Here is a 25517-nt window from a genome sequence, read left to right as displayed (position 1 = left end):
GCTTTTATCACCGAATTTGCTCACGCAAGCTACTTCGAGTTCTCCATATCGGGCTCGAACTCGTTCAGCGTGGCCATCACGCGCGGTTCATCGGCGTACTTCTTCTTGAGTTTGTTAAGCTGCTTGTCCGTACCGGTGCATAAGCGCCTTATCTCGCGCTGAACCTCACGCATTCGCGCCTTCTGCGCCGGCTCCGGGACCTCACCGCGCATATGGTCGCATCCCTCGCGTCTGGAAACAAAACTTTCCACATCCCCGGGCAACTTGCCACCGGCATGTGATTGCCCCATGAGGGCAGACAGCAACACAAGCAAAAGAGTCAGTTTCATGGCATTAGTGGCTTGGTATGGTTGTCTGCACAAAAGCGCGGCCAGAACAGTCCGGGCATTAGAGATAAATGATGCGACCGTTCCTCAATGTGAGAGAACCAGCGCGTAGGTGGTTAATGCCCCATACGCCCGTTACGCCACCTGCAAATGTCACGTTCCCGCTTACATAACATGGAGACCAGTCGAGCATGTGCAGATAGTCGTGCCGGGTGACCTCCCGCGCCTTGCGAAGGTAGGCTCGCACCTCTGCCTTGGACAGCACAAATCGTCCGCATTGTTCGACAGACTCACGCGCGGCTCGGGGCGGGGCCGCCACCGCCTTGATTTCGACTGACTTAACCGCAGGGAGCCTCGGGTCTCGCATCTTGGGTTCGATACCGTCTCCGCGCGCGGCCATCGAAACGATCACTAATCCAACAGCAACAAGTCCGGGGATGTTCACCATAGGGCGCTCCTTGCTTCGGTCGGAGTGTCGCGAAAGATGCCGGAAGAGTTCATTCATGGGGACCGAGAACTTGATTGCGAACGCATCTACCAGCCCGTCAGCTAATCATTTTGCTTTTCGTTGACGGATTCATATACGCCCTCTTCCGGATGGCGCCCTTTTGCGCCCTAGAGGACTGGCCAGAACCAGATTTCACGCGACTTGAAGTAGCATGACATCGCGCACGCATGAAACCCCTGTTCATCCGGCTTAACGAGGTCGATGTGGCCTTGCTGTGTGCCGTCGATTCCCCAAAACGAGACAACGCCGGAGTGGTTCCCAATCCCTCGTTGGGCGGCATCCTCGCTCTTGAAAAGTTCTGGCTGCCCCCAACGCTCTTTAAGCCACCTCGAAAGTTTGGCTTGGGACGGTTCAATGCTCTTGCCCTTCAAAGGACCAGCTTTGACTCGTAGCCATCCAGTTAAAGGCACACCAGCCGTGTTAAGTGCCAGGCTCATTCTAATCGCGCACGTATCCTGGAATGCCGGGTGGGACTTCAAGTCGGACCAACCCAAATTGTCATAGAGCGCTTCACGCATGTACTGGTCTCTGCGTGGATAGCCCTTGGCTAATAACGCGAAACTAGGCTTCATGGCGACCTCTGCTTTGCCGGGCAAGGGAATCGACGTCGAAGAGCGTCGGCGACTAGCGGCGCGGCGCGGCCGCGCAGGTCTTTTGCAGGTAGCTTTATTAGCGCAGCGGCAATGTCGTCGTTCAGCTCGTGAGGTTTTCCGGCGACGTAGCACCAGACTGTGCCTTCTGCTGCGTCCTTTATGCCGTTCATGTACCCGCGCGCCATCTGCTGATTCACGATGTCGCCGCCCTTGAGAAATGGATCGTCGCGCGGCCCCTGGGGGCCCATGTAGTCCCGAAGGAGTGCATCGCCCGTCAAGGTGCCTGGGTAGCTTCGCCTGAGGTCGATGTTCGATTCAAATAACGCGCCCGACTGCGTGGCTAACAACGTAGCCAAGAGCAATGAGCTGCCCATCAGGCGATCCTATTGGTTGCCGCATCCCACCCGCCGGAGGTATTGCCGCCAGCGCCGCCACTGGCTTTTTGTTGGGTATACTTCCATTTAACCTTGGAAAATTTCAGGGCGACAGTCTCGCTCATGATGCTGCCAGGAGCGATGCTCGGCGCGAGATGACCGATGTGAACGTTTTCCAACTCCAGTTCGTCGTATTTGACGCGCTCACCTTGCCCGTCCGCGCGCATGAATTCAAACTTCGCTTTTGGAATGGTTTTGCCGGCCGCGCACGTTTGCGCCAGGATAGGCGACGTCAAATCGGCTAGTTTTGTAAACGTGATGTCCGACAATTCCGCGCGCTCTGCGGTATGACCTCCACCCGTCGAAGCCGTTGCCGAACGCGGTTGCGAGATGGCCCAGCTTACCGCCTCACATTCGATCCAACCCTGGTGCGTGGAATCAGTCGATTCGCCCTTGATACCGTCAATCGTCACGTAAACGTCGATAGCCATAGTTTCCCCCTTTAAGAACAGCGTTCATTCTTGCCCAGAGAGTTTCTATCGCAATTGTCGCGTATCAATATTTCCAACGAACAGGCTGGAACAACGCTGCGCGTTTGTACCTGGTCAGGCTTTTTCTGCCGCAATGCTTCGTAATAAGCCTGACAAGAGCGTGCCTAGGCCGCACCCTTAAAAGCCGCAGGAAGAAAGCTACTCGACACGAACAGGCAAGGCAGGCACAGCTTGAAGCAGAGCGGCAGGCACAAGCTCAGCCGAAAGTAGCGGCTGCGCGTCACGACGCCCTCCAACAAAAGGCGGCACGTCGGGACGCAGCCAAGCCGGGCGCAGCATGACAGGAACCGACACGAGAACAACTGGCACACAAGGAGCGCGCTGAGCGAGAGGAGAAACGCCAGGAAGGCCTGCGCGCACTCGGCGAGCAGATGAAGAGAGAAGCGGCGGAGCGCGATGAGCTGAATCGTTCATGAAGCACCTCGCAGCCAACGGTAAGCACCCTCGCCGCGTGAATGTTCGAACGCGCCGATGCGAATGCTGATCTTCAGCTCTCTGCCCTAGCCATAAGCAAGACGATTGAGACTCGCACGTCGTTCCACATGGTGAGCGAGGCCCCCCAAGCAGCCGCACGCCCGGCTGATGGTAACCGTTGGAATTCGTGCCGGCGGTTCGGTCGAGAAGGTAGCGTTCCTGTCTTCCAGCGGTGTACCGGCGATCGACCATGCGATACGTAAGGTAATTGCCAGTCAGGCGCCATATGGCGCTTTCCCGCCAGGTCTGGCACGCGAGTACGACGTGATTGAATTCGAGGTACCTGGATCATTAACATTGAGATTCGGATTCAATAATTGCCGCCCTTACCTTTCCGGCCCAGCGGTGTTGCCAGCGGTGTTCGTCGCCACAACCTCGACGCTTACAAATGGGAAAACTGGTTCCGCCTACCGAAATTGAACGCTCGGCAGCGTTTTAATGTTGGGCTTTTAAACGTGCCTGTTCATGCGCTGAAAGTCTCCCGCAAACACGACGGTATGTGCCGTCGTTCACTAGGCATTAGCGGCACCCTATAAGCCCAGCATCAGGTGTTTGGAAACCAAAGTCGAAAGGCGACGGAACGCCGCACGTTTATACGACTAACCCAGCACCCGAGAGTAAGAAGGCGACATCCGATAATAGGTCACAAAATTACTCATTAACTCCTCGGCGTCTGCTTCATCAGAACCGACGTAATACCCGAGCGCGTTCCGAATATCGGTCGATGCCCCACCAGGTAAAAGCGATTCAATGAATAGTCGCTCTTTCGTCGACAAATCCGGGATGCTAATCGACCGAGGCCGCACCCAATCGAGGCTGCTGTGAGGCCAATGCGCCAAACGCGTCTGCGCCAAAAAAGCATCTTTATCTAGCTTATCCAAGATGATCGCTGTCGCTGTGATCATTTGCTGGCCATCTTTGTAGACGAATGCCGTAAGCGGCTGGACGTATAGTCGAGGTGCACCGCTCACTCCTCGTTTGCAGGCACTAAAGAGCGCATGCAAAAGTAGGTTTGGAAATCTTCTCGTGGTGACATCGTCAACATCTAAGACCGCAGGACCGTAGTCCGCAAGGCGCTTTGCAGCTTCCGCTGCGCGGAACGCGCGTAAATCGCTCCCATCTCTGGGGCGGCCTAACGGTTCAGGACTAGCGTTAAGGGTGATTTTAAAGATATCTCCCGCAGCAAGTTTTGAGACCAAGGACTGTGCCTCTGCCAATTGACTACCTAACTGGCTTGGAACCGCATAATCGAACCAGACGATCGATGGTGCGTCAAACGTATGCCTCGTCAGGAAATCGCCACTGAGCTCGTTCGAAATTGTGATGCAGGAAGTGGGAAGATTAAATCGTTGTCGCTCTGCAACATTTTTATCCGACTCGATCGAGATCATGGTTTTGATTCTTAGGGCGCTATGCAACGTTCTGAAATCCTCCAGAAACGGCCCACCAAAACCGATATAGGAATACGAAGAGATATTACGATACCGGTTGATTCTACTGAGAAGGTCAATAAACAAGGATCTATCGATAGCCTTGTTCTGACGAAGGTGATACGGGATCGATCCAGCCCCGCTCATTTTTTAGCCCGGTCGAGGACGTCATCGAAGCATTTGGCGCCCACATCCCCAGCCGAGCGACCTGTGTCATCAAAAAGGTAAGAAGCAACCTCGGCAATTTCGCTCATGCGCCGCGAAAATCGTATCTGTCGACTTGGATCATCTTCGCTTGGCAGAGGAAGATTCGGCTTGTAGCGCCTGCCGTCATTTCGATGGACATTTGACCACTTGTCGGCCGGGACTCGAGAAAATGCGATCTCAGGGTCTACAGTTGTAGTCTGAACATTGATCGCGCGGAGTTCTTTCGACGATTTTTTCCATTTATTGGTAAAGTTAGTGAAAAGTTTCAATCCCTCGCGCATATATTCTTTAACTTCTAGATACAACTCCGAGTTTCCATCAACCCCCCTTTTAGTTGTCGTTAAAGGCAACAAGCGTGCGTCGTTTGACTTAAATGTCACCGTCCCGGCGATGGAAATAAACTGTGTGTGGTATTGCGGCACTGTTGCTTCACCCCATCCGGTCACCCGAGTTTTGTCAGCAAACAAAACCACCCTGTCATTGCACACTACTGTCCAACCTGCCTTCTCGGTCGAAGGACGGCCCTCCATAGCAGCGTCCTCTTCATCTTCGTTCGGAAGCGCACGGTAGAGCCCAACAGTCACCACCACGTCGACGCCCTTTATGTTCCCTTCGTAAATATAGGGTGTTATTCCGTCTTTAGTCTGAAAATCATCCGTAACTAACGCCACCTTAACCGGAGAAATCTCTTCATCATTAACGAAAACCGAGAAACCCTTGTCAATAATGTAGCCGTAGTAAGCCGAAATGGCTGTCTTGAGGGTTCGCTCGAAGTCCGTCTCGTCGGAAAAGATTCGGGGAATTCCGTCGCGCAGCTCAGTAACCACAATTTTTGTCCCGGCCTGACTTAGAACGTTCTCCGATTCCTGCAATGGCAGAGACCAATCATTATCGTCCTCGAGCCAAGCTGGCAAAATTTCTACCTTAAGTCCGCCTTGAGAAGTTTGGCTCTTTATCTCAGCATGCCTACCCAACTTAAAAATAGCACGCTTCATCCCGATGCCATAAACACCAACGGTCGGAAGATCTTTATCACGACCGACGTCGGCACGGCCCAAGCGGAATGCATACTGTTCTGCAAGAGCTAACGGGATTCCACCACAATTATCCTCGACAATGAATCGATTTTCGTCAAACGTTATGCGGGCTTCACTGCCCTTGTATGGTAACGAAATCCCCGCGTTCCCCGCCGAGCCAGCCTTTCGCATAGCGCCATCAACGCAGTTATCTAGGAGATCAAGAATCGCGTCATGCAAGTCAATGTCCCTGACGAGCATGTCGACGAAAAATTTCTTTGCAGGACTTGCGCTAGCGGTCTTTCCTGGTGTTGCCAAGGGTGCTGATGAGCTAACCATACTTGCTCCAAAAGTGGACTATCGATCATTCTATGCGAGTCGCATAAAACTAGAAGAACTTGCCAACCTTGGACTATTGCATAAAAAATTTTTGAGGGCAAGCGGCGATGAGTGCTAGCCATCGCTAAATAATTCGGCAAAACAACTTTGCAGGAGTAAAATAGTAATTACGACGCACCAGGAGGTGGCGATGCTGCCGCGTCCAATCAAGGATTTCTACATGACGAAAACGGACAAATGGGGCCCCGCCGAGTGGTTCGGCGTAAACGTCTTTAAGGCTGATGAGGCCACTCGGCTATCGTTAGCCGCAGATGCGCAGAAAAAATACACGGATGCGAACCGAGAGTGCCGACACTTGTCAGCGCTGACTGGCCAGATAAAGACTTGTGCAAAAGAAGGTGGGATTTGTTCAGTGCAGTTATATCGAGAGTCCCTGGAAGGTCATGTGGAAGGCGCAGGAATACCAGTGGCTATCTGCCCACATCGCATTATTTCCAAATCAATCTTAAAAAAAATATCGGCCAAGATTCTTGGAGTAGAAGCTCAGCCTGTTCTGGTAAAGGAAGTTCCATACTCTATAAGTTTGATCAAAACTTTGAAGTCTGGCAAGCCGGCTTATGCGGGGCGGATTGATTGGCTGCTCGTCGACAAGGTAAATCCCCAGAATTTTTGCGCTGTCGAAACCCAGTCGGTCTACATGTCGGGGAAGACCCAAAAACATGATTTTGAGAGTGTGGTGCGAAATAATGGGGCGCTTAGCATGCCCCCAAATTATAGACATCCAGATTATAAAAGTTCTGTTCCCAAAAGATTGCTTCCTCAGTTGCAAAGCAAGGCTCAACATCTTTACGCAACAGGTAGGAAAACGGTAGTCATCGTTGATGAGTTCGTGTTCGAAAACATGCACAATGTCAGAGAAATCGAAATTCCGCCGACATTTGCAAATGACCCAGAAAAGGCGGAAGCACACAGGTTAAATGCTAGCTCTGTTATTTTTGCAATCGTATCAATTTCCGAAAACAAAGTCACGCTCGTGAAAATGCTTTACTGCTCAATTGCTGCGGCAAGCGATGCGTTGAACGCTGTTACGCCAATGTCGAGAACAGACTTTGAACATATTGTGAGCTCAGCGGTAATGCCGATGAAAAAAATACCGAAAAAAAGCAAAGTGTTTTCTTTGGAGTTGGAAGAAATTTAACATTCTCTTGGCTCAGCGATTTAGTTTCCTGCGCAAGCGTGAGACGAATGCGATTGGGTTACGAAGCCGACATTCCCAAACTCGTATCACCGCCCAGCCATCTTTTCTTAGTTGGCGCGATACTCGCAAATCACGGCTTTTATTAGCAATAATCTTCGGCGTCCAGTATTCGATATTCGATTTGGAGACCTTGCCACACGTAGGACACCCGTGCCAAAAGCAGCCATCCACAAATACAACTACGCGCTCTCGATGGAAGACAAAATCTGGTCGACCAATAAGATTTGACTTCCTTCGCCATCCGGCTATACCAAGACGCCGAAAAATTTCTATTACACGCAATTCGGTGCTTAAATTCCCACTTCCACGAATCCGCGACATCAATTTACTTCTGAAGTCAGCGTCAAATACGTCCATCTTTGCTATGCAACCAGCTTCTCACTCAACGCGGCCTTCGCTAACCCGTCCAACAGGGAACGGCCAACGGCTGCAGCAAGCAGCGGGGGAACAGCATTACCAACTTGCCGACCCTGCGCTGTCTTAGACCCGCAGAAGATCCAGTCATCAGGGAAGGACTGGATCCGCGCAGACTCCCTTACGGTTAGCTGCCGCGGTAGCGAGTAGTGGATCGGTGGATGGAATCCAGCTAAGTGATCTCCTTTAGGCCCATACCCCCCCCCAGCTCGGATCGTTGGGCTAGGACGGTCTGAATATATCCGACCACGGCGGTAATTCGGATCAACTTCACCCTGAGCGAGCTTTTCCCACCTAGCTACAACATGCGGAGCGTGGTCATTCGGCTGATGATTTGGAAACACTTTCCTACGTTGTAAGTCACCGATAGCTTCGCGCGCAGGGACAAGTCTCCGTGATGGTTCGACTGCAGGTAATTGCGGCTTCCACCCCAAGCCAGCAAGGACAATCAAACGCTTGCGATGTTGGGGGACACCGAAATCAGCTGCATCGAGAATTCCACTCGTCACCTGATAGCCGAGCGACTCAAGTTTTTGCTTGAATTCTTCCAAATGATGGGCATTCTTTTTCGAGGCCATACCGGAGACATTTTCGAGCAATAATGCTCGCGGGCGAACACGTTCAACGATGCGAAAATATTCACGCCAAAGAAAATTTCTCGGGTCATTTGGATTCCCCTTACCCGCAGTGCTGAACCCCTGGCAAGGGGGGCCGCCGACAACAAGATCAAACTTCCCTGAGGGGGGCTGAAATTCGCGGACATCACCTTCAAATACCGTCCACTGAGGACGGTTAAATCGTAATGTACTACACGAATCATTATCGTTATCCACACAAGCAACCGTATCAAAACCAGCCATTTCTAGCCCGATATCGAGCCCGCCGCCCCCTGTGAACAGTGAAAGAACCTTTGGTGCATGCTTCAAGAATAATTCTCCATCAAATTCAGATCTTGCCGTCCCATCAGAGACAAGGGCGCGCCGCGTCGAGCAACGCAACCATTATACATTCGGCGTTTTACTCAGCATGAACAACAGCAAAAAATGTCCATAGCGGCCACAGATTCGATTACTGTGTTTATGTACAGTATATATCCGCAGCCAGCCTAAATCAATTTCATTTTGACGTAGCGCTCGCCTTGTCGCCGCCCTGAACCGTACGGGGTAGTGCTTTTCTCCACCGACAGAGAGATGTCCCTCTGTTTTGCTGAGGAAGCCGGTATCCATTCCACAACGTATATTCCGATGGGTCGGTCTCACCCCGCCGAGTCAGATCAGATCTGATCAAGCATGCGCTCTGCCGCTCTCTCGCTCAACACCAACACCAGCTTCAACCTCGCCCTTGTCATACCCACAAACAGCTTTCTAAACACCAGCTCATCAATCGACTCAAAATCGATCTCCGTAAAAATCACCGCCGGTGCCGACTGCCCCTTAAACCTGTACACCGACTCCGCCAGCAATCCGCCGTCTCGGAAAATAGGACTTCCAAACAAGTCGTACGCCCCCGTGAACGACTTCAGCGTATGCGCATCGCCCAGCGTATCCCTGCCCAAAATGGCCGACTTCTCCCGCCCCCTGAACGACGCAATCGCAATATCCTGCCGCGCGAACCCTGCCGCAAGGCACAGCGTAATCGCATGCTTGGTCTGCGCCAGCATCGCCTCGACATCGCCCTCCTCATACACCAGCGCCTCGATATCCGCGCCCTCAAACGGGCTGGCCGCCTCCACCGGCTGGCGCGCCTCGCCGATCGACGCCAGCATGTCAACAATCTGCCTCGGGCTGCGATAGTTAGTATGCGAATTCAACGTCACCCACCCCGGCAGCGGCACCATGTCGCGGCCGTACAGGTTCTGCGTCGGGTCCTCCAGCCAGGTGGCGCGGCCGCCCTCCTTCAGCATGCGCAGCAGAATGTTGCGCCAGGTGACGGAGAAATCTTGCCCCTCGTCGACGATCAGCACGTCGTACATCCAGGTTTCCGGCAGCTCGGCGGTGGACAGCGCCCGCTCCATCTCGCCCCACACCTCGGGCGATGAGTAATCGGGCGTGATGCCCTGCGCGCGCATGAAGGCGTCGCCAAGCATATGGAAGTTGGCCACCCTTCCGCCAGCCGGCACCAGGCGCTGGATGTGGTCGGCAAGCGGCCGGTTGTAGCACACATACAGCGGGCGCAGGCCTGCATCGATCGCGTCCGCGTATTCGGCCAGCGCCAGCTGGGTTTTGCCGCTGCCGGCGGTGCCGACCACGCGCAGCCGGTGCGGCGTAAAGTCGAGCCGGCGCGCCCACGTTGCCAGCCCGCCCGACAGGCGCGTCACCATGTCGGTGGCGCAGCCGATCATGGCGCTGGGGTCGGGCCGCAGGCTCAGGGTGTCGCCGAGAAAGCGTGTCACTTTCTCGAACTGGTCGCTGAAGTCGGAAACCGGCAGCACATCGCGGATCACCTGCGCCAGCCGGGCTGCGGCAGTGGCGTCGATGATGTGGCGCGGGTCAATGCCAGCCAGGTGCGGGTCGCGAACGGTGTAGTCGGGGCAATACAGCAGGTAATCGATCGATAGTTCGCCGCCGAAGCGCTTTACCAGGCCTTCGATGGTGCGCAGGATCTGGTTGCGAATTTTGCGGGGCTTGCCCTGGTAGCTCTTGACCAGGCCTTCCGGTGTTTCAGTCAGAAAGCCGGATTTCTGTTCAATCAGCAGTACCCGCCCGTTTGGGGCGACGATGATGAAGTCGATTTCGCCGTAGGCTGAGAAACCTTGCTCTACGTTGGTCCAGTGGACGCCGTGGTAAATGCTGTAGGGATCACAGGAAAGTTGCTCGTCCAGGTAGGACAGCGTTTCAATCTCGCGCGCGGCGGTGCCGGTGATGGACATCTCGCGCCAGCCGGTCGGGTGGATGTGGGCCATGGAGTTGCAAATTGTCGAGGCGAGGCGTGCTCAGTATGGGTCCCCGCGTTCGCGGGGACGACGAGTGGGGTCAGTCGAAGTCGAACAGTTCGCCCAGGAAGCCTTCGCGCTTCTTTTTCTTGTGGTGCGGGTAGCCGTGCGATGGCTGCGAGTGCCCGAAACCTTGTGGATTGTGTTGTCCCTGGTACGGGTCGTGGCGCACCTGTTGCTGCTGTACCGGCTGGGCCGCACCCGGCACCGAGCGGTCGATGATCTTGTCGAGCTCGCCACGGTCCAGCCACACACCGCGGCAGGTCGGGCAGTAGTCAATCTCGATACCCTGTCGGTCCGACATGACGAGTTGTACGTTTTTGCACACAGGACAATCCATTGCCTACTCCTTCGTTCATTTAAGTTGTTCATCAGCTTGAGCCGATACCTTACCTTGTTCATCGGTCAATCGCTGCGCACGATACGAAATGTACAGCATCCAAAACATATGGGGCCTGAGTACAAAAATACAACGATCGGTGCGCTAGAATGAACCGTCTGTACACCCACAACCGGTCCTCGCACTCGATTTTTCAAAGGAGAATTCCATGAAATCAGTCAGCTTTGGTACTGCCGTTCTGTTCGCCCTCGTCAGCCTTTCCGCCCACGCATCCGATGCCCCAGTCAAAAAATCCGACGGCATGCTCGTTGATGCAAAGGGTATGACCGTTTATACCTACGATAAAGATTCCGCCGGCAAGAGCGCCTGCGTTGCCAAATGCGCGGAGAACTGGCCGCCGGTCATGGCGACCGACGCCAAGGCCATGGGTGCCGATTATTCGATCATCACGCGCGCCGACGGCAGCAAGCAGCTCGCTCACAAGGGCAAGCCGCTGTACACCTTTATCAAGGATAAGAAGCCGGGGGACAAGACCGGCGACAAGGTGATGGATGCGTGGCATGTCGTGACGGACTAGCATTCGCCGCATATTCACCGTCATTCCCGCGAATGCGGGAATCCATGCGCCACGGATCGGCGTCCGTTATCCGAAAAAGGACCGTGTGCATGGGTTCCCGCTTTCGCGGGAACGACGACGGGCGATGTCGATGCCTGCAACTTATTTAGCCACTGCAGGGCTTATGGGCGATAATTGTTCCACTTTGGTAACCGATCGCCCGAATGCTGCGCTCTTTCCACTTCGCTTTGCCGTCTGATGGCCTGACGTCGTCGGGACTCGTCCCGTGAAGCCGACGTCCCGCGTCTCACGCTTGTACGAAGTGATGGACCTGATGCTCGATTCGGTCGGCGATCCGCTTGCGCTTAAATCGCTGGCGGCATCGGCCAGCTATTCCTCGTTCCACTTCGACCGCATCTTCCGCGAGCTCACCGGCTTTTCCGCCGTTGAATACCAGCGCAAGCGCCGCCTGCGCCGCGCCGCGCACCTGCTGCGCCACGAACCTGACGTCGCCGTCTTCCGCATTGCGCAAGATTGCGGCTTCCCGTCCAATGCGGCTTTCGCCAAAGCCTTCAAGCAGCAGTTCGCAATGTCGGCCAAGGAGTGGCGCGATGGCGGCTGGCGCGCCTACATGGACCAGCAGGTCGGCCGCGATAGCGATGTCAGTTTCTTTGTCGCCGAGCCGGACAACCTTGAAGTAATACTCGCCCCGTACCGCGCGCCGGAGCCTGGCACCATTGCGGCGCGCATCACGGTGCGTTCGCTGCCTGCAGTCACGCTGCGCTACCAGCGCTTCTTCGGCCAGTCGGGCGCCGCGCTGTCGATCGCCTGCAATGACCTGATCCGCCACTGCGAAGAACTCGATGGCGTAGACCGCTGCGCGCCGTGGTACGGGGTGTTCGACGAAGATCCCGGCTTCACCGGCGAGAGCGAGTACTGCTACGACTTCGGTATCCAGAGCGATGCCGTCACCGACCCGCACCTCGGCGTGCGCATCCTTCCGGCGGGCCATTACGCCGTTCTCGAATTCCATAAGGAGTGGCCGCGCTTCCGCTCCATGTACGAAGACTGGCTCGACAAGCAAACCGTCTGGCGCCTCGACAGCACGCGTCCTCACATCGAGAAAGTCGAACGCGACGCGGACGGCCAGTGGCAGGGCTGGCTCGCCCTGCCGGTCAAGAAGCGCTAGTCTGACTTTCAAGCCGGACGAAGCGTATCAACAGCAGCACCGGCAGCGCGGCGCACACCACCCACAGGAAGAATGAGCGGTAGCCCAGCGCCTGCTGGATATCACCGCTGATCATCTTAAAGAGCACAAACCCCAGCTGCATAAAGCCGGTTCCCAGCGCGTAGTGCGCGGTTTGATAAGGGCCGCTGGCCACCACCTGCATGATGAACAGGATGATGCCCACAAAGCCAAAGCCGTAGCCAAACATCTCCAGCCCCAGCGCGGCGGCGATCACGCCCAGCGATTCAGGCTGCGCCACGCTCAGGTAGTAGAAGACGAGGTTCGGCAGGTTCATCGCCAGGATCAGGTAGATCATCGCGCGCTTGAGCCCCAGCCACGACGTGAAATAGCCACCGGCGATGCTACCGGCCAGGAAAGCGATGGTGCCCGCCGTGCCATACACCGCGCCTACTTCGCCGGTCGTCAGTCCAAGCCCGCCAATGTCGCGCGCATCGCGCAGGAACAGCGGGCCAATGGTCTGGATCTGCCCTTCGCCCGCGCGGAACATGATGATGAACAGAATAGCCAGCCAGATGCCCGGCTTGGCGAAGAACGCGCGGATCACATCGACCAGCGTGTTGGCGATGCCGCGCGCCGAGGTGCCCGTCGCCGCACCGGCCCTGCGCACCGCGCCGCCTGGCAGTGCCCACAGGTGGTACAGCGCCAGCGCGACCATGGTGGCTGCAAGCAGCGCAAACACCACCGTCCATGCGGGCGCTGTGCCAATGCGCTTTTCCAGGTAACCGGCGAGTATCACCAGCCCGCCCAGCGACACGAACTTTGCGGCATTGAAGAAGGCGCCCTGCCAGCCGGCGTATGCCGCCTGCTGGCGTTCGTTGAGGCTGGCGATGTACACGCCGTCCGCCGCGATATCGTGCGTGGCCGAGGCCAGCGCCACCACCGCAAACAGCCCAATGCTGATGGCGAACCACGCAGGCAGCTGCAGCGCCAGCGCCACGCCGGCAAGCGCCACGCCGCCAATCAGCTGGAAGGTGACGACCACGTGCTTTTTGCTGCGCGCCAGTTCAAGGAATGGACTCCACAGCGCCTTGAATACCCACGCCAGGCCCAGTAGGCCAGTCCAGCGCGCGATCTGGTCGTTGGGCAGGCCCATACTTTTCAGCATCAGGCCAGCGACCAGCGCGACGGCGTAGAACGGCAGGCCCTGCGCCAGGTACAGGGTCGGCACCCACATCAGCGGATGGCGGGGAGCCGGCAAAGTCACGGTGCTGGCTGTGGTTGCGTTAATCATGGGGCGTCTTCAGGGTAAAAGGTAACGGTACGGCTCCTGCGGCCACGTGTGTCCAGCGTGGCTATCCTGAACGCTGGCCAATCAGGCGACACCACCAACGGCGCTCTGTATCGCCGGCTGCCGATGCCCGGCTCGCTGCCGTCTGTAGTGTAATGCAGCGCCAGCCCCGGTAGTGCGACGTTGGCATGCAAGGCCCCGTCTTTCAATACCAGGCCAGGTGGCGGCAGACGGTAGCCGTAGGCCAGTGGTGCCTCGTCAAGCTGTGGCAGCACGCGTTGGCCAAGGCGGTTCGCAAATTCGTTCCAGTCGCTGTCGATGCGACTGGCTCGTTGGTCGGGGTCGGCGATGAGATACCAGCCGGGGTCCGCGGCCCACGCGCGCTCGGCGAGGGCAATCAGCCGTGGCGCGGCGAGATACTCGATCCGTTCGCGCGACCGGGAGTTTTCGCCCCATAGCTGTCCCTGGATGCCGGCAATGCGCGCGGCGCCGGCACTGTCCAGCGGTTCAAATACCGCAGGCGTGATGTCGTGGCCCATCGCGTTGCGCCCCGGCGTGATGGTGGTGTCCAGCGGGCAGAAGGTGAAGGCCTGGCGGGTTTCGACGAAACCAGCCCAGTAATAGCCTGGTTCGTCCGGGTCCTTGGCGTAGGCCATGTCGAAGTAGAGGCTGGCCGCGTTGGAGAGCACCACGTTGTAGCCCGCATTGGCCAGCCGGTAGGCGCAGTCTTCAGTCCCCGATCCCCAGGTGTTGTTCCAGACGTAGACGCGCGATTCCGGGCCGCCCAGTTCCGGCGCTGGCAGCAGCTGCTGGCGTCCGCCAACGCAGGCGTGGATCAGCGCTGTTTCTTCCCAGCCTGCGTACGCGAGTCCGTGCCGCGCGAGGATACGGCGGCAGCGCTGGACGAAGTCGGCATGCAGCTGCGATACCTCGGTCCAGCCCTGCTCCTTCATCCGCGCGTGGCAGATGGGAGAGCCAAGCCAGGCGCCGGCTGGTACTTCGTCGCCGCCGGTGTGCACGGTCCGAAGCGGCACGCCCGCACTGCGGTACAGGGAAGCGACTTCGCTTACCACGGTATCGATAAAGCGGTCGACGGACGGCAGCGCAATGCAGATGACGTTGTCGTGCCAGAGCTGCACCGATTCGTACACTGATTCGTCGCCGGGGTCGCTAAGCAGGTATTCGCTGGCGCCTTCAATGTCGCCAGCGGCGCGCAGCCTGTCGTAGCGTTCGCGCATCGCCATCACGGCGGCGCGGGCGTGGCCGGGCATGTTGAACTCGGGGACCACTTCGATGTGCCGCGCATGCGCGTAACGCAGTATCTCGGTGAATTGGCCTGCGTTGTAATAGCCGCTGCCCGCGGATGCCGCCACGTCCGCGCCCGAGCCGAACGATGGCGGCAGCGATGGCTCGCCCTTGGCCGCCACGCCGCGCCTTGCACCGATATCGGTCAGTTCGGGCAGCGCGGCTATCTGCAGGCGCCAGCCTTCGTCATCGGTCAGGTGGAAATGGAAACGATTGAGCTTGAAGCGCGCCATGCAGTCGAGTAGCCGCATGACCGTCTCTTTCCCAGCAAAATGCCGCGCCACGTCGAGCATCATGCCGCGATACCTGAAGCGCGGCGCATCGATCACATGGCCTGCCGGTACAGTGCCGTCCGCAGAGAGCAATTGCGCAAGCGACTGGATGCCGTTGAAAACACCATGCGGGGTGTTACCCCGTACGACGATTTTGTCGGGCTCTATCGCGAGCATGTACGCTTCTTCGCCCGGGGCGCCATCAAGCGCGATGGGCCCAACTTCCAGCTCGATGCGTGCGCCGTCGCCGGACGGGAGCCGGTCAAGCATGGCGCGCAGCAGCCGCTCTTCACTATCGAGCGCCGGGTTGTGCGATATCTGCGATCCTTTCTTCAGAACGCACACCTCGGCGGAGAAGCGCGCCGATAGCGGGCGTGGCGTGATTCTTCCAACTTGATCCAGTGGCAGCAAGCGTGTTTGTTCATTCTGCCGGAAGCGCTGCGCCGCGTCGGATGCGGGCACGCGGTCGTCATTGTGCCTGTGCCGCTGCTGGGCGAGTTCGAACGGCATGATCACCGGGTCGCCCAGGTCGATCACCGGCCCGGCGTCGCCCGGCACAAGGTAGAAACCGAGCGGTGCGTCGGTGTCGCTGATCGCCCAGTGCTGGGCGTCGTACTTGATTGTGTGGGCTTCGCCTGGCTGCCATGCCTGATTCGTCTCGGCGGTAACGCAAAAGAGGTCGCCGTTTATGTGCTTCATCGTGTAACCCGGCGTCACCGTGCTGTCCAGCGTCTTGCGGCAGGTGTTGAGGTACACCGTCCAGCCTGGCGCGATCGCTTGATTCGATACATTGCGCATTGATAGCCGTGCGCTGAAAGTGGCGTCGCTTGCCAAGTTGGACAAACACTCCCACTCGATGGCGATCGGAGGCATCCGCCCATTAAAATTTGTCGGCATCCTGATCCTTCATCCCGCATAAAAAAAGGGCAAGGCCGAGTACCGCCGTCGTTCCCGCGCAGGCGGGAACCCAAAGCTCGTGTGAGCAGATGGGTAATAGATTCCCGCCTGCGCGGGAACGACGTGGCTACTCAGGCTTGCCCAGTCAGTCCTGCTCCAAATTACAGCTTGGCGCGCAGGCCGAGGTAGAAGGTGCGGCCATTTGAGTAGAAGGCGCGCGGACGATCATGATTTTCTGCGTACATCTTGATCGTCTCGTTGGTGATGTTGAGCGCGTCGAAGGTGAGCGTCAGGTTCTCGCTCAACTTGTAGTTGATCGACCCTGCCAGCGACGGCATGTCGTCAACGTGCTGGCTCGCGCCACGGTCCACACCCGCCTTGTACGCCGAGCGGAAGTTGTACGCCAGCCGTGCGCTGAAGCGCTCATTCTCGAAGTAGCCTGTCAGGTTGTAGGTACGCTTCGACGAGTTAAGCAGTTCGCCGCCGCCGTCCAGCTCACCGTCCGCGTAGGTGTAGTTGGCCAGGAAGCCGAAGTTCTGGCCCAGCGGCTGCTGGTAGCTCAACTCCACGCCCTTGTTGGTGCCGCTGGTGTTGAACGGCGACGTGATCTGGTACTCGGCCAGCGCGCTACGCTTGTTGTTGTAGTAGGTGCCGGTGGACGTACCTTGCGCAACGATCGAACGCAGGTCCATGTAGAACAAGCCTGCCGACAGCAGGGCCTTCGGTGCGAAGTACCACTCGGCCGAGATGTCGAAGTTGGTGGAACGAACCGGGTCCAGGTTGACATTGCCGCCGCTGCCGCTCAGCGCGTCGTCGTTCAGCGACACCGAGCCACCGAGCGCGCTGTAGTCGGGACGGGCGATGGTTTTGCCCAGCGCGGTGCGCACAACCAGGTCAGGCCGCACATCGAACTTCAGGTTGGCGCTTGGCAGGTAGTCGCGGTAGGTGCGCTCGAATGTCGTCGGGGTGTAGGCGCCAAACGCCGACCCGGTAATCGGGTTGGGACCGCCAGCGAGATTGACGACCGTGGTCTGGCGCGTTTCGATGGCGCGCAGGCCGATGTTGCCGCTCCAGCCGTCGCCGCCCATGTCGGCCATCGCATACAGCGCATTGGTTTTTTCCTGGACCTTGAATTCGTCCATCCAGTTGTGGCGCAAGGTGTAGTCAAGCAGGCGGTTGCCCGGCACCGCGCCCCATGCGCCGAGTGCCGCGCCGTCGTACTTGAAGTAGGCCGACGACAGGTTGCCGCCAAGGTTGCTGGCGAAGTCCGATGGGTACATCTGGCCGTTCCAGGCCGGGCCTGGGTTGCTGAAGCCGACCGGGCCCGGGCGCGTTTCGAGCGGGTGCTCGGCAGTGCGGGTATGGTCGGTGAAGCGGGCGCCGAAACGCACCGCCTGCACCAGGTCGCCACGGGCGCGCCAATCGCCGTCAATCTGCGCGTACTTTTCCTGATCCACCGACTGGGCTTCGCCGCCGCCCGCCCATGCGGTCGATCCTGGCTTGGTGGTGGTGCCGCCCGGGTAGCTGACGCTTGCCGGCGACAGGCCGTTGAGCGCGTAGACCATGCCGCCGTCGACGTTGTTCTGGTAGTAGACGTCGTTGCGGTCGTAGCCGATGCCGTGGGTTTTGCCGAGTTTGCCGGACAGGGTCAGGTCATCGTTGACGCGGAACTTGCCGTTGACATCGAGGTACCACGACTCGCCACCTGCGTCAGGGCGGTAGATGTTGTCGACTTCACCGGAGTTGCTGGCGAACGAGGCGGCCACCAGCGTGTTGTTGCGCACCGTCGACGTGAGCGGCACCAGGTTGCTGCCGTTGATCGAGTTGGCCGGCGCGGCCAGCCAGTTGGTGTTCTGGTGTCCCGCTTCCAGTTTCGAGTAGAAGCCATTGACGTCCAGCGTCAGCGCGTTCGATGGGCGCACTTCAACGTCGAAGGCGCCTCCGGTGCGCTTTTTCACCTGTTCAAAAAAGCTGGCGCCGATGAAGGTCGGCACCATCACGCCAGCGAGCTGCGGGTTGGCGACGGCTGCCGCGCTGGTTGCGCTGATCGGCGTGTAGCCGAGAATCTCCTGGCCATCGCGGCGCACCGCGGCTTTCTCGGAGAAAGCCTGCAGCAGGACGCCGGCGGTGTTGGTGTCGTTCTTCCAGTTGACCAGGCCCGACAGGTGCGGCTCGGCCTTGTCGGACAGGTCGTTGTAGTTGGCCTGCACCGAACCTTCCACCGTCAGCTGCTTCTTGAAGTCGAGCGGGCGGCGGGTGATGACGTTGATGGCGCCGGAGACGCCGCCTTCGACCAGGTCGGCCGTCGGGCTCTTTTGCACCACGACCGAGCCGACCAGCTCGGATGGCAGCAGCGAGAAGCTGCTGGAGCGGCCGACGTTGCCGCCGATCTGGTTGAGGAGGAACCAGTCGCCGGTGCTGATGGCGTGGCCGTTGAACAGGGTTTGCTGCAGGCTTGGGCTGGTGCCGCGCAGGCTGACCCGGTCGTTTTCGCCGAAGCCGCCTTCGCCGCCGGCGGACGACTGGGTGTTCACGCCCGGCAGGCGCTGGATGGCGTCAGCGACGTTCTTGTCCGGCATTTTGCCGATGTCTTCCGCCGTCACCACCTCGACCACCGCATCGGCGCTGCGCTTCTGGCGCAACGATTGCTCCAGCGCGGCGCGCACACCGGTGACGATGACGGTTTGCGGCTCGCCGGCCGTGTCCTGCTGTGCAAGCTGTGCGTGCGCCGGCAGCGTGACGCCCATTACCAATACCGATACAGCGGCCGCAATCGCGGTTTTCGTGTGCTTTTGCTGCGCCATCAACTTGTTCATGTTCTCTCCAAGACTCTTTAGGTTCGATTACCGTGGGACTTCCAGTACCGAATTCGGCGGACGCTCGAGCGTCTCTCCTCTTCGTATTGAACGCATTCTGTCGTTATATTTATCGCCACGTTTGTCAAATCTTGCTATGGCTTACGGCTGTGTCATTTTTTGAACATGCGGCATGCATACGTCCGGGGCTTAATAAAAGGTCTATGCAATTTAGAAAGAGGGAATTGTGGCGGTTTTCGCCCGATTGGCCTGGCGGCGGCTGCGTCATCATGATGGGAGATTAACCAACTTCGACGCCGGAACCCATCATGACCACGCAAAGCACTGCCATCTTCGCGCCTGACCTGCCTCAGCAAGCCAATTTGCTGCGGCCCGCCGTGCTGGCGGAAGCGTCGGCACTATCGGCCGATGCGCGCCGCGAGATCATGGCGTTATCCGGTGCGCGGCCGGTTCGCTTTGCGGCCGAGCTGGCGCTGACCTGGGCGTCGATTGCGGCGTTTATCGCAGCTGGCGTGTACTTCGATCATCTCGCGGTCACGCTGGTTTGCATTTTCCTGATCGGCACGCGCCAGATGGCGCTCGCGCTTCTGCTGCACGAACAGGTGCACCGCCTGGGCATGCGCAGCAAATACGCGGACTGGTTCATCAATGTATTTGCCGTGTATCCGCTGTTTGTGACGACCGTGGAAGACTACGCGAAAGTACACCTGTCGCACCACAAATACTGCTTCACCCAGGATGACCCTGACTTCTTGCGCAAAGCCGGCGACGAATGGACGTTCCCGAAGTCGCTCGGCCAGCTGGTAATGATCGCGGTAAAAGACCTGACGGCGATGAACCTGATTCGCCTGATTCGCGGTAAAACCGCGCCGCGCACGGACGAATTCACGCGCCGCAATCCATCACCGAAATGGCTGCGCATTGCGTTCTTTGCCGTTGCTGCGGGCGTGCTGACGGCGGTCGGCGGCTGGACGGTATTCCTGATTTACTGGGTGGTACCGGCGATGACCGTCACCCAGCTGATGGTGCGCTGGATCGCGGTATGCGAGCATGAATACAATATCGAGAACGGCACCATCCACGAAACCACGCCGCTGATCCAGCTGACCTGGTGGCAGCGCGCACTGATGCCTGATTTGAACTTCGGCCTGCACGCTTATCACCACATGCACCCGGGCGTCTCGTTCGCCAACCTGCCGAAGGTACACGAGATCTACAAGCGCGAAGGCCTGGTCGATGAAAGCGCGATCTTCCACGGCCAGGGCGCCTACCTGAAGCACCTGCTGGCGCGATAAAGGACAGCCGAGGCCGTACGGCGGAAGAGCGCGCAAGCGCGTCATCCGCCGAATTCGCGCCGGACTAGTATTTAACCGCTGGCGCCGGCTGCGGCTTGGCGTCTTTGGCCGCTGGCGCCGGACGCACCGCACCTGCCGACGTGTGATCGTTTGCTTCGCCGGTCGGGGTTCTGGTCGAGGTGCCTGTCGTGCCCTTGGTTCCGGACGTGCCTTGCGACGTATCCTTCGCCGCCGCCGGTGGCAGGGTTGCGCCCGGCGAGGTATGGTCGTTCGCTTCGCCGGTCACGGGAGGCTTGGTGCCCTTGGCATCGGCCATGCCGCCGCTCTTTTTCGCCATCGGCATGGACCTGGCCGCGGTCATGTGCTCCTCGACAGCAGGCATCATCTTCGCGGCCAGCGCCTTGACGTCAGGATCTGTTGCGCGGGCCGAATCCTTCTTCAGCATCGCATGCATTTTGGTGTGGTCGCTTACGCCGGCCTGCTTCATGTATTCGCGGTCGAACTTATCGCCTTCCATTCGGTTGAGCTTCGCGGCCATCGCCTTGTGCTTCGCATCGAGCTCGGTTGGCAGGGTGACGCCCTTGCTCTGGGCCAGGTTGGTCACGTCGGTCAGCGCCCTAGTGTGCTCATCGACCATGCGCTGGGCGTACGCCTTCACTTCGGGACTTTGCGCCTTATTGACGGCGATCTTGCCGGCCTCGATCTCCGCCATGCTGGCGCGCGCCATGTCCATGACGATTTTCTGGTCGGCCTTGTTGAGGGCGCTGGCGGCCGGCGTGTTCATTCCCGCAGCGGACGTTTGCGCCTGCACGGCCATCGGTACGGCGAACGCGGCGATCAGGCTCGCGCTCAGCAGGGACTTCAAAATTTTTGTTTTAAGCATGTGGATCTCCATTGGAAGTGAATAACAACTGCCGGATAGACATCCCGGTGTTGCTCAAGTCTAGCTTTGTCATATCTTTACGTGCGCTCGGTAGCCTGCCCGCAATTTCAAGTTCCTTTCGTCATGCACTGACTTCGCCGTATATGTTCCCCATCAAACCGAAGTTTGATCCATGCAAAGCGCTCCCCGCCTCAAAGGTAGACACTTGAATCCAATGGCGGGGTAGCAAAATGGCAATGCGCCAGCCTGCAAAGCTGGCTAAGTTGGTTCGATTCCAACACCCGCCTCCAGCTTTTTCGCGGAGGTCGTTGCGGACCTCCGCTTGTCGTTCTGCGAGGACCCGTCGATGACTTTTATCCGTGCTGCAAGAAATGCATGTACCGGTTTGCTGATCTGTACCGGCCTGATGGTCCTCCTCGCGCACGCAGCGGCGGCGCCGCCGGACAGCAGGGCAGCGCCAGCAAGCAAATACAACTACTACGTCTCGCCAGACGGTTCAAACAGCAATTCCGGTACCGAAAGCTCCCCCTTCCAGACCATCCAGCACGCCGCTGGCGTCGCACTGCCCGGCACCACCATCCACGTCGCCAAGGGAACTTACGCCGGCGGCTTTCGCACCAACATGAACGGCGAATCGAACGCCCGCATCGTCTACCGGTCGATGGTCAAATGGGGCGCACGCATCGTGCCGCCCGTAAAGTCCACCACCAACACGGCGTGGGACAACCGCGGCAGCTATGTCGACATTGTCGGCTTCGACATCGACGGCCGCGGGTCGACCACGGGCACGGCGTGGCTGCACGGCATCTACAACGGCGGCTCGTTCGTCTCGGTGCGCGACAATCATGTGCAGCATGTCGGCGAGACGAGCGCATGCGGCGGCGCGGGCAGTTCCGGCATCGGGCTCGACAGCTATTACAAGGGCGTCAATTCCGCCGTGATCGGCAACACCGTGCACAACATCGGCACCCCGGGATGCAAGTTTTCTAAGGGCATCTATCTCAACACGACCGGCCGGGTGCAGAACAATGTGCTCTATGCAATTGGCGGCGCCGGCATCCAGCTCTGGCACGACGCCCATCACGCTATCGTCTCGGGCAATACCGTGGTCAGGTCGACCAGCGGCATCCTGGTGGGCGGCGGCGACTATTACCACACCAAGGGGCCAAACGATTACACGAGCGTCCACAACAACATCGTGTTCGACAACCAGACCGGCATCACCGAGCATGGCTGGACCGGCAAGAACAATACCTACCGCAACAACCTGGTGTTCCAGAACGCCAGCGCCGACTGGGGTTTGCGCAATGGGCTCAAGCACAGCGGCACGATCAGCGCGGCGCCGCAGTTTGTCAGCTATCCAAAAGATGGCACGCCAGACCTGCGCCTGCTGCCGGGCTCGCCGGCGCGCAAGCTGGCGGCATACGGTGCGGCCACGCCCCAGCGCTAACCCTTGACGCAGACCACCTGTTTCAGCGTGTGCACGACCTCCACCAGCTCGCGCTGCGCGTGCATCACCGCGTCGATGTCTTTGTAGGCCATGGGAATCTCGTCAATCACCGCCGCGTCCTTGCGGCACTCGACGCCTTTGGTCGCGCCCACCTGGTCTTCCACGGTGAAGCGGCGCCTGGCTTCCGTACGGCTCATGATGCGGCCGGCGCCGTGGCTGCAGCTATTGAAGCTTTCCGGGTTACCCTTGCCGCGCACGATAAAACTCTTCGCGCCCATCGACCCCGGAATAATGCCCAGCTCTCCGGCGCGCGCCGATACCGCGCCCTTGCGCGTCACCAACACATCGCGGCCGAAATGCCGCTCCCTCTGCACATAGTTGTGGTGGCAATTGACAGCTTCGATGTGGGTGTCGAAAGGCTTGGCGATCACCGTGCGCATGGCCGCAATCAGGTTCTGCATCATCACTTCGCGGTTGATGCGGGCAAATTTCTGCGCCCAGCCGACCGCCTCGAGATAGTCGTCGAAATGCTGCGTGCCCTCCGACAAGTACGCCAGGTCCTGGTCGGGCAGGTTGATGTGATGCTTGCGCATGTCTTGCTTGGCCAGTTCGATGAACTGGGTGCCGATGGCATTGCCCACGCCGCGCGAGCCCGAATGCAGCATCAGCCAGACGAAACCCTGCTCGTCGAGGCAGACTTCGACAAAGTGGTTGCCGCTGCCCAGGGTTCCCAGATGCTTGTAGTTGTTGGTGTTTTTCAAGGTGGGACGCTTGCGGCAAATCTCGTCGAACTCGTCCTTGAGCTGCAGCCAGCCGGCATCTACCGCCGAAGGCGCCTTGCTCCATGAACCCTTGTCGGGGCCCTTGAAGCTGCGCGTCCTTGGCGACATTCCGTGCGGGATCGCCTGTTCTATCGCGCTGCGCAGCCTGGCCAGGCTGTCGGGCAGGTCGTTCGCGGTCAGGGTGGTCTTCGCAGCCATCATGCCGCAGCCAATATCGACACCGACCGCAGCCGGAATGACCGCGCCAAGCGTGGGAATGACGCTGCCGATGGTCGACCCCTTGCCTAAATGCACGTCCGGCATCACTGCGACGTGTTTATAGATAAAGGGAAGCCTGGCCGTATTCGATAATTGCTGCTTTGCGGACTGTTCAACCGGCACGCCGCTGGTCCACAGTTTGATCGGGCGGGCGCCTTCATTGTTGATGACGTCGTAGGTGGGGTCGGGTGTCATGGGGTCTCCGCATTGCGCTGCCAGCCGATATGATCGCAAAATACATGCCGCCCGGGTGCGCGGGAGGATCATGCCGATGGACACGACAAGGTGTGCAAGCGAACGGACGGGCTGGGGTGTCGCCTGTAGCATGACTGGCAAGACTCCCAACGAACTATTTCATGACAACAATTCACTGGATTATCCTGATCGGCTGCCTGATGCTGGCACGCGGCCTGTTCGCGACCTCGATTTCGCGGCTCCCGGTTTCCTCCAGCATTGTGTACCTGGCCGTGGGCTTGATCCTTGGACCGATGGTGCTGGGCGTTTTTTCCTTCAATCCTACCGAGCAATCCCACCTGCTGGAAACGCTGACCGAAATCGCGGTGCTGATTTCCCTGTTCTCGGCGGGCGTAAAAATGCCGGTGCCGATCACGCTCAAGCGCTGGGGGACACCGATCCGGATGGCATGGGTGTCGATGTCGTTGACGGTCGGGCTGATTGCCGCCTTCACACACTTTGTCCTCGGACTGCCGCTGGGCGCCGGTGTCTTGCTCGGCGCCATCCTGGCGCCGACCGATCCGGTGCTTGCGACCGACGTCCAGATCCGTCATGCGGGCGACCGCGACCAGTTGCGCTTCGCCCTGACGTCCGAGGCGGGCATGAACGACGGTTCGGCCTTCCCTTTCGTGATGCTCGGGCTGGGCTTGCTTGGCGCGCATGAGCTCGGTGAGTTCGGGTGGCGCTGGGTTGCCGTCGATGTGGTCTGGGCGACGCTGGCCGCGATTGGCATCGGCATTGTCGGCGGTGCATTGCTAGGCCGGCTGGGCTGGCATCTGCGCAACCGCGCGCCAAAACATGAGGTGCTCGACGACCTGGTCGCGCTGGGCTTGATCGGGGTCGTCTATGGCTTGACGGTGCTGGCCCATGCATGGGGTTTCCTGGCGGTGTTTGCCGCCGGCGTGGCCCTGCGCCAGACCGAACTGGTTCTTTCTGGCGCCCACAAGGACCGCCAGGGGGTGCTGGTGGCCGAACAACCCGAGGCCAATGCGGCCGGCCCAGAGCACGACGTGCCGCTGACGGTCAGCGGCGAATCGCTGGTGTTCAAGGAACACCTCGAGCGGCTGTCCGAACTGACATTGGTACTTCTGCTGGGTGGCATGGTGGCCGTTACCGACTTCAACTGGCGCTCGATCAGCACCGCGGTGTTCCTGTTCGTGATCGCGCGGCCGCTGAGCATCATGCTCGGGCTGGCAGGCTCGAACGCGCCGATGCGGGTGCGCTCGATTACCGGGTGGTTCGGCGTGCGCGGCATCGGCTCGCTGTATTACCTGATGTATGCGATCAACCATGGCCTGCCGCATCATCTGGCGCGCGACCTGATTCAGCTCACCGTCGTCACGATCATTTTGTCGATTGTCGTGCACGGCTCCAGCGTCACCCCGGCGCTTGAACGTTTCTGGCCCAAGGGCCGTCGAGGGCGCGGCGGGAGCCAAGTTTAGACGGTGGATATGACCCACGGCAAGACCGGGGAAAGTTGCACGCCTACAATCGGACTGATCAGTAGTCACGAAACGGAAAGGCGGTGCG

General features: G+C 58.8%; 23 protein-coding genes and 1 tRNA gene. 8 read left to right on the top strand and 16 right to left on the bottom strand.

What is annotated here, in order from left to right:
• Positions 1-29: 29 nt before the first annotated feature.
• The 5 genes from I4X03_RS04245 to I4X03_RS04225 all read right to left on the bottom strand — a co-directional run bounded on the left by I4X03_RS04245 (position 30) and on the right by I4X03_RS04225 (position 2292).
• Positions 30-329, bottom strand: coding sequence for a hypothetical protein (locus tag I4X03_RS04245; RefSeq protein WP_223466031.1), 300 nt, complete (start codon positions 327-329; stop codon positions 30-32).
• A gap of 58 nt (positions 330-387) precedes the next feature.
• Positions 388-774: a hypothetical protein gene (locus I4X03_RS04240; protein ID WP_223466030.1), complete on the bottom strand. Its 387-nt coding sequence runs from the start codon at positions 772-774 to the stop codon at positions 388-390.
• 167 nt (positions 775-941) lie between these two features.
• Positions 942-1406 (bottom strand): T6SS effector amidase Tae4 family protein, encoded by a 465-nt coding sequence (locus I4X03_RS04235; RefSeq protein ID WP_223466028.1) that lies wholly within the window; start codon positions 1404-1406, stop codon positions 942-944.
• Entirely contained in the window at positions 1403-1801 is a 399-nt protein-coding gene (locus I4X03_RS04230; protein WP_223466026.1) for a Rap1a/Tai family immunity protein, read from the bottom strand. Before I4X03_RS04230 ends, I4X03_RS04235 begins: the two co-directional genes overlap by 4 nt.
• Positions 1801-2292 (bottom strand): Hcp family type VI secretion system effector, encoded by a 492-nt coding sequence (locus tag I4X03_RS04225; RefSeq protein ID WP_223466024.1) that lies wholly within the window; start codon positions 2290-2292, stop codon positions 1801-1803. Before I4X03_RS04225 ends, I4X03_RS04230 begins: the two co-directional genes overlap by 1 nt.
• A 642-nt stretch (positions 2293-2934) precedes the next feature.
• Here I4X03_RS04225 and I4X03_RS23265 point away from each other — a divergent pair.
• Positions 2935-3246, top strand: coding sequence for a TonB C-terminal domain-containing protein (locus I4X03_RS23265; RefSeq protein ID WP_223466022.1), 312 nt, complete (start codon positions 2935-2937; stop codon positions 3244-3246).
• 179 nt (positions 3247-3425) lie between these two features.
• Here the strand turns inward: I4X03_RS23265 and I4X03_RS04215 are convergent, their stop codons facing one another.
• Both I4X03_RS04215 and I4X03_RS04210 read right to left on the bottom strand, forming a co-directional pair.
• Positions 3426-4403 (bottom strand): O-methyltransferase, encoded by a 978-nt coding sequence (locus I4X03_RS04215; RefSeq protein ID WP_307735332.1) that lies wholly within the window; start codon positions 4401-4403, stop codon positions 3426-3428.
• A complete protein-coding gene (locus tag I4X03_RS04210) occupies positions 4400-5818 on the bottom strand; it encodes an ATP-binding protein (protein ID WP_223466018.1) in 1419 nt (472 codons plus the stop codon). Before I4X03_RS04210 ends, I4X03_RS04215 begins: the two co-directional genes overlap by 4 nt.
• A 190-nt stretch (positions 5819-6008) precedes the next feature.
• Between I4X03_RS04210 and I4X03_RS04205 the strand changes: the two genes are divergently transcribed.
• Positions 6009-7016, top strand: coding sequence for a NotI family restriction endonuclease (locus I4X03_RS04205; protein ID WP_223466016.1), 1008 nt, complete (start codon positions 6009-6011; stop codon positions 7014-7016).
• 12 nt (positions 7017-7028) lie between these two features.
• On the opposite strand, the gene I4X03_RS23260 is transcribed toward I4X03_RS04205, so the two are convergent.
• From I4X03_RS23260 to I4X03_RS04185, 4 genes are all read right to left on the bottom strand, one after another.
• On the bottom strand, positions 7029-7433 hold the full coding sequence (locus I4X03_RS23260) for a very short patch repair endonuclease (protein WP_223466015.1): 405 nt from the start codon (positions 7431-7433) through the stop codon (positions 7029-7031).
• Between the two features lie 5 nt (positions 7434-7438).
• Positions 7439-8416 (bottom strand): DNA cytosine methyltransferase, encoded by a 978-nt coding sequence (locus I4X03_RS04195; protein WP_223466013.1) that lies wholly within the window; start codon positions 8414-8416, stop codon positions 7439-7441.
• A 347-nt stretch (positions 8417-8763) separates the two neighbouring features.
• Complete coding sequence (locus I4X03_RS04190; RefSeq protein ID WP_223466011.1) at positions 8764-10392, bottom strand: ATP-binding domain-containing protein; 1629 nt, start codon at positions 10390-10392, stop codon at positions 8764-8766.
• Between the two features lie 70 nt (positions 10393-10462).
• On the bottom strand, positions 10463-10762 hold the full coding sequence (locus tag I4X03_RS04185) for a TFIIB-type zinc ribbon-containing protein (protein ID WP_223466007.1): 300 nt from the start codon (positions 10760-10762) through the stop codon (positions 10463-10465).
• Positions 10763-10970: 208 nt separating this feature from the next.
• Between I4X03_RS04185 and I4X03_RS04180 the strand changes: the two genes are divergently transcribed.
• Together I4X03_RS04180 and I4X03_RS04175 are read left to right on the top strand one after the other, a co-directional pair.
• Complete coding sequence (locus tag I4X03_RS04180; protein ID WP_223466005.1) at positions 10971-11339, top strand: COG4315 family predicted lipoprotein; 369 nt, start codon at positions 10971-10973, stop codon at positions 11337-11339.
• A 265-nt stretch (positions 11340-11604) separates the two neighbouring features.
• On the top strand, positions 11605-12507 hold the full coding sequence (locus I4X03_RS04175; protein ID WP_223466003.1) for a helix-turn-helix domain-containing protein: 903 nt from the start codon (positions 11605-11607) through the stop codon (positions 12505-12507).
• Here the strand turns inward: I4X03_RS04175 and I4X03_RS04170 are convergent.
• The 3 genes from I4X03_RS04170 to I4X03_RS04160 form a co-directional block, all read right to left on the bottom strand.
• Positions 12494-13798 carry an MFS transporter gene (locus I4X03_RS04170; RefSeq protein ID WP_223465998.1) on the bottom strand — a complete coding sequence of 435 codons (1305 nt, stop codon included), beginning with the start codon at positions 13796-13798 and terminating at the stop codon, positions 12494-12496. The genes I4X03_RS04175 and I4X03_RS04170 overlap by 14 nt on opposite strands.
• The gene (locus tag I4X03_RS04165; RefSeq protein WP_223466265.1) at positions 13795-16245 is read right to left on the bottom strand and encodes a family 20 glycosylhydrolase; all 2451 of its coding nucleotides are present in this window, start codon (positions 16243-16245) and stop codon (positions 13795-13797) included. The genes I4X03_RS04170 and I4X03_RS04165 overlap by 4 nt, the downstream gene beginning before the upstream one ends.
• A 185-nt stretch (positions 16246-16430) precedes the next feature.
• A complete protein-coding gene (locus tag I4X03_RS04160) occupies positions 16431-19085 on the bottom strand; it encodes a TonB-dependent receptor (protein ID WP_223465996.1) in 2655 nt (884 codons plus the stop codon).
• A gap of 308 nt (positions 19086-19393) precedes the next feature.
• Between I4X03_RS04160 and I4X03_RS04155 the strand changes: the two genes are divergently transcribed.
• Positions 19394-20380, top strand: coding sequence for a fatty acid desaturase family protein (locus I4X03_RS04155; protein WP_223465994.1), 987 nt, complete (start codon positions 19394-19396; stop codon positions 20378-20380).
• Between the two features lie 64 nt (positions 20381-20444).
• Here the strand turns inward: I4X03_RS04155 and I4X03_RS04150 are convergent, their stop codons facing one another.
• Positions 20445-21263 (bottom strand): DUF4142 domain-containing protein, encoded by an 819-nt coding sequence (locus I4X03_RS04150; protein WP_223465986.1) that lies wholly within the window; start codon positions 21261-21263, stop codon positions 20445-20447.
• Between the two features lie 216 nt (positions 21264-21479).
• On the opposite strand from I4X03_RS04150, the gene I4X03_RS04145 reads away from it, so the two are divergent.
• A tRNA-Cys gene (locus tag I4X03_RS04145) sits at positions 21480-21553 on the top strand.
• A gap of 56 nt (positions 21554-21609) precedes the next feature.
• Positions 21610-22713, top strand: coding sequence for a DUF1565 domain-containing protein (locus I4X03_RS04140; protein ID WP_223465985.1), 1104 nt, complete (start codon positions 21610-21612; stop codon positions 22711-22713).
• Here the strand turns inward: I4X03_RS04140 and I4X03_RS04135 are convergent.
• Complete coding sequence (locus tag I4X03_RS04135; RefSeq protein WP_223465984.1) at positions 22710-23948, bottom strand: RtcB family protein; 1239 nt, start codon at positions 23946-23948, stop codon at positions 22710-22712. The two genes, I4X03_RS04140 and I4X03_RS04135, sit on opposite strands and share 4 nt — an antisense overlap.
• A 161-nt stretch (positions 23949-24109) precedes the next feature.
• On the opposite strand from I4X03_RS04135, the gene I4X03_RS04130 reads away from it, so the two are divergent.
• Positions 24110-25429, top strand: a complete 1320-nt coding sequence (locus I4X03_RS04130) for a cation:proton antiporter (RefSeq protein ID WP_223465983.1) — start codon at positions 24110-24112, stop codon at positions 25427-25429.
• Positions 25430-25517: the final 88 nt, after the last annotated feature.

It is taken from the genome of Massilia soli, from assembly GCF_016809835.1.
GTDB classification, from domain to species: domain Bacteria; phylum Pseudomonadota; class Gammaproteobacteria; order Burkholderiales; family Burkholderiaceae_D; genus Telluria_A; species Telluria_A soli.
Note: the sequence above shows the minus strand (reverse complement) of the source record. Positions and strands in the feature narration are given on the sequence as shown.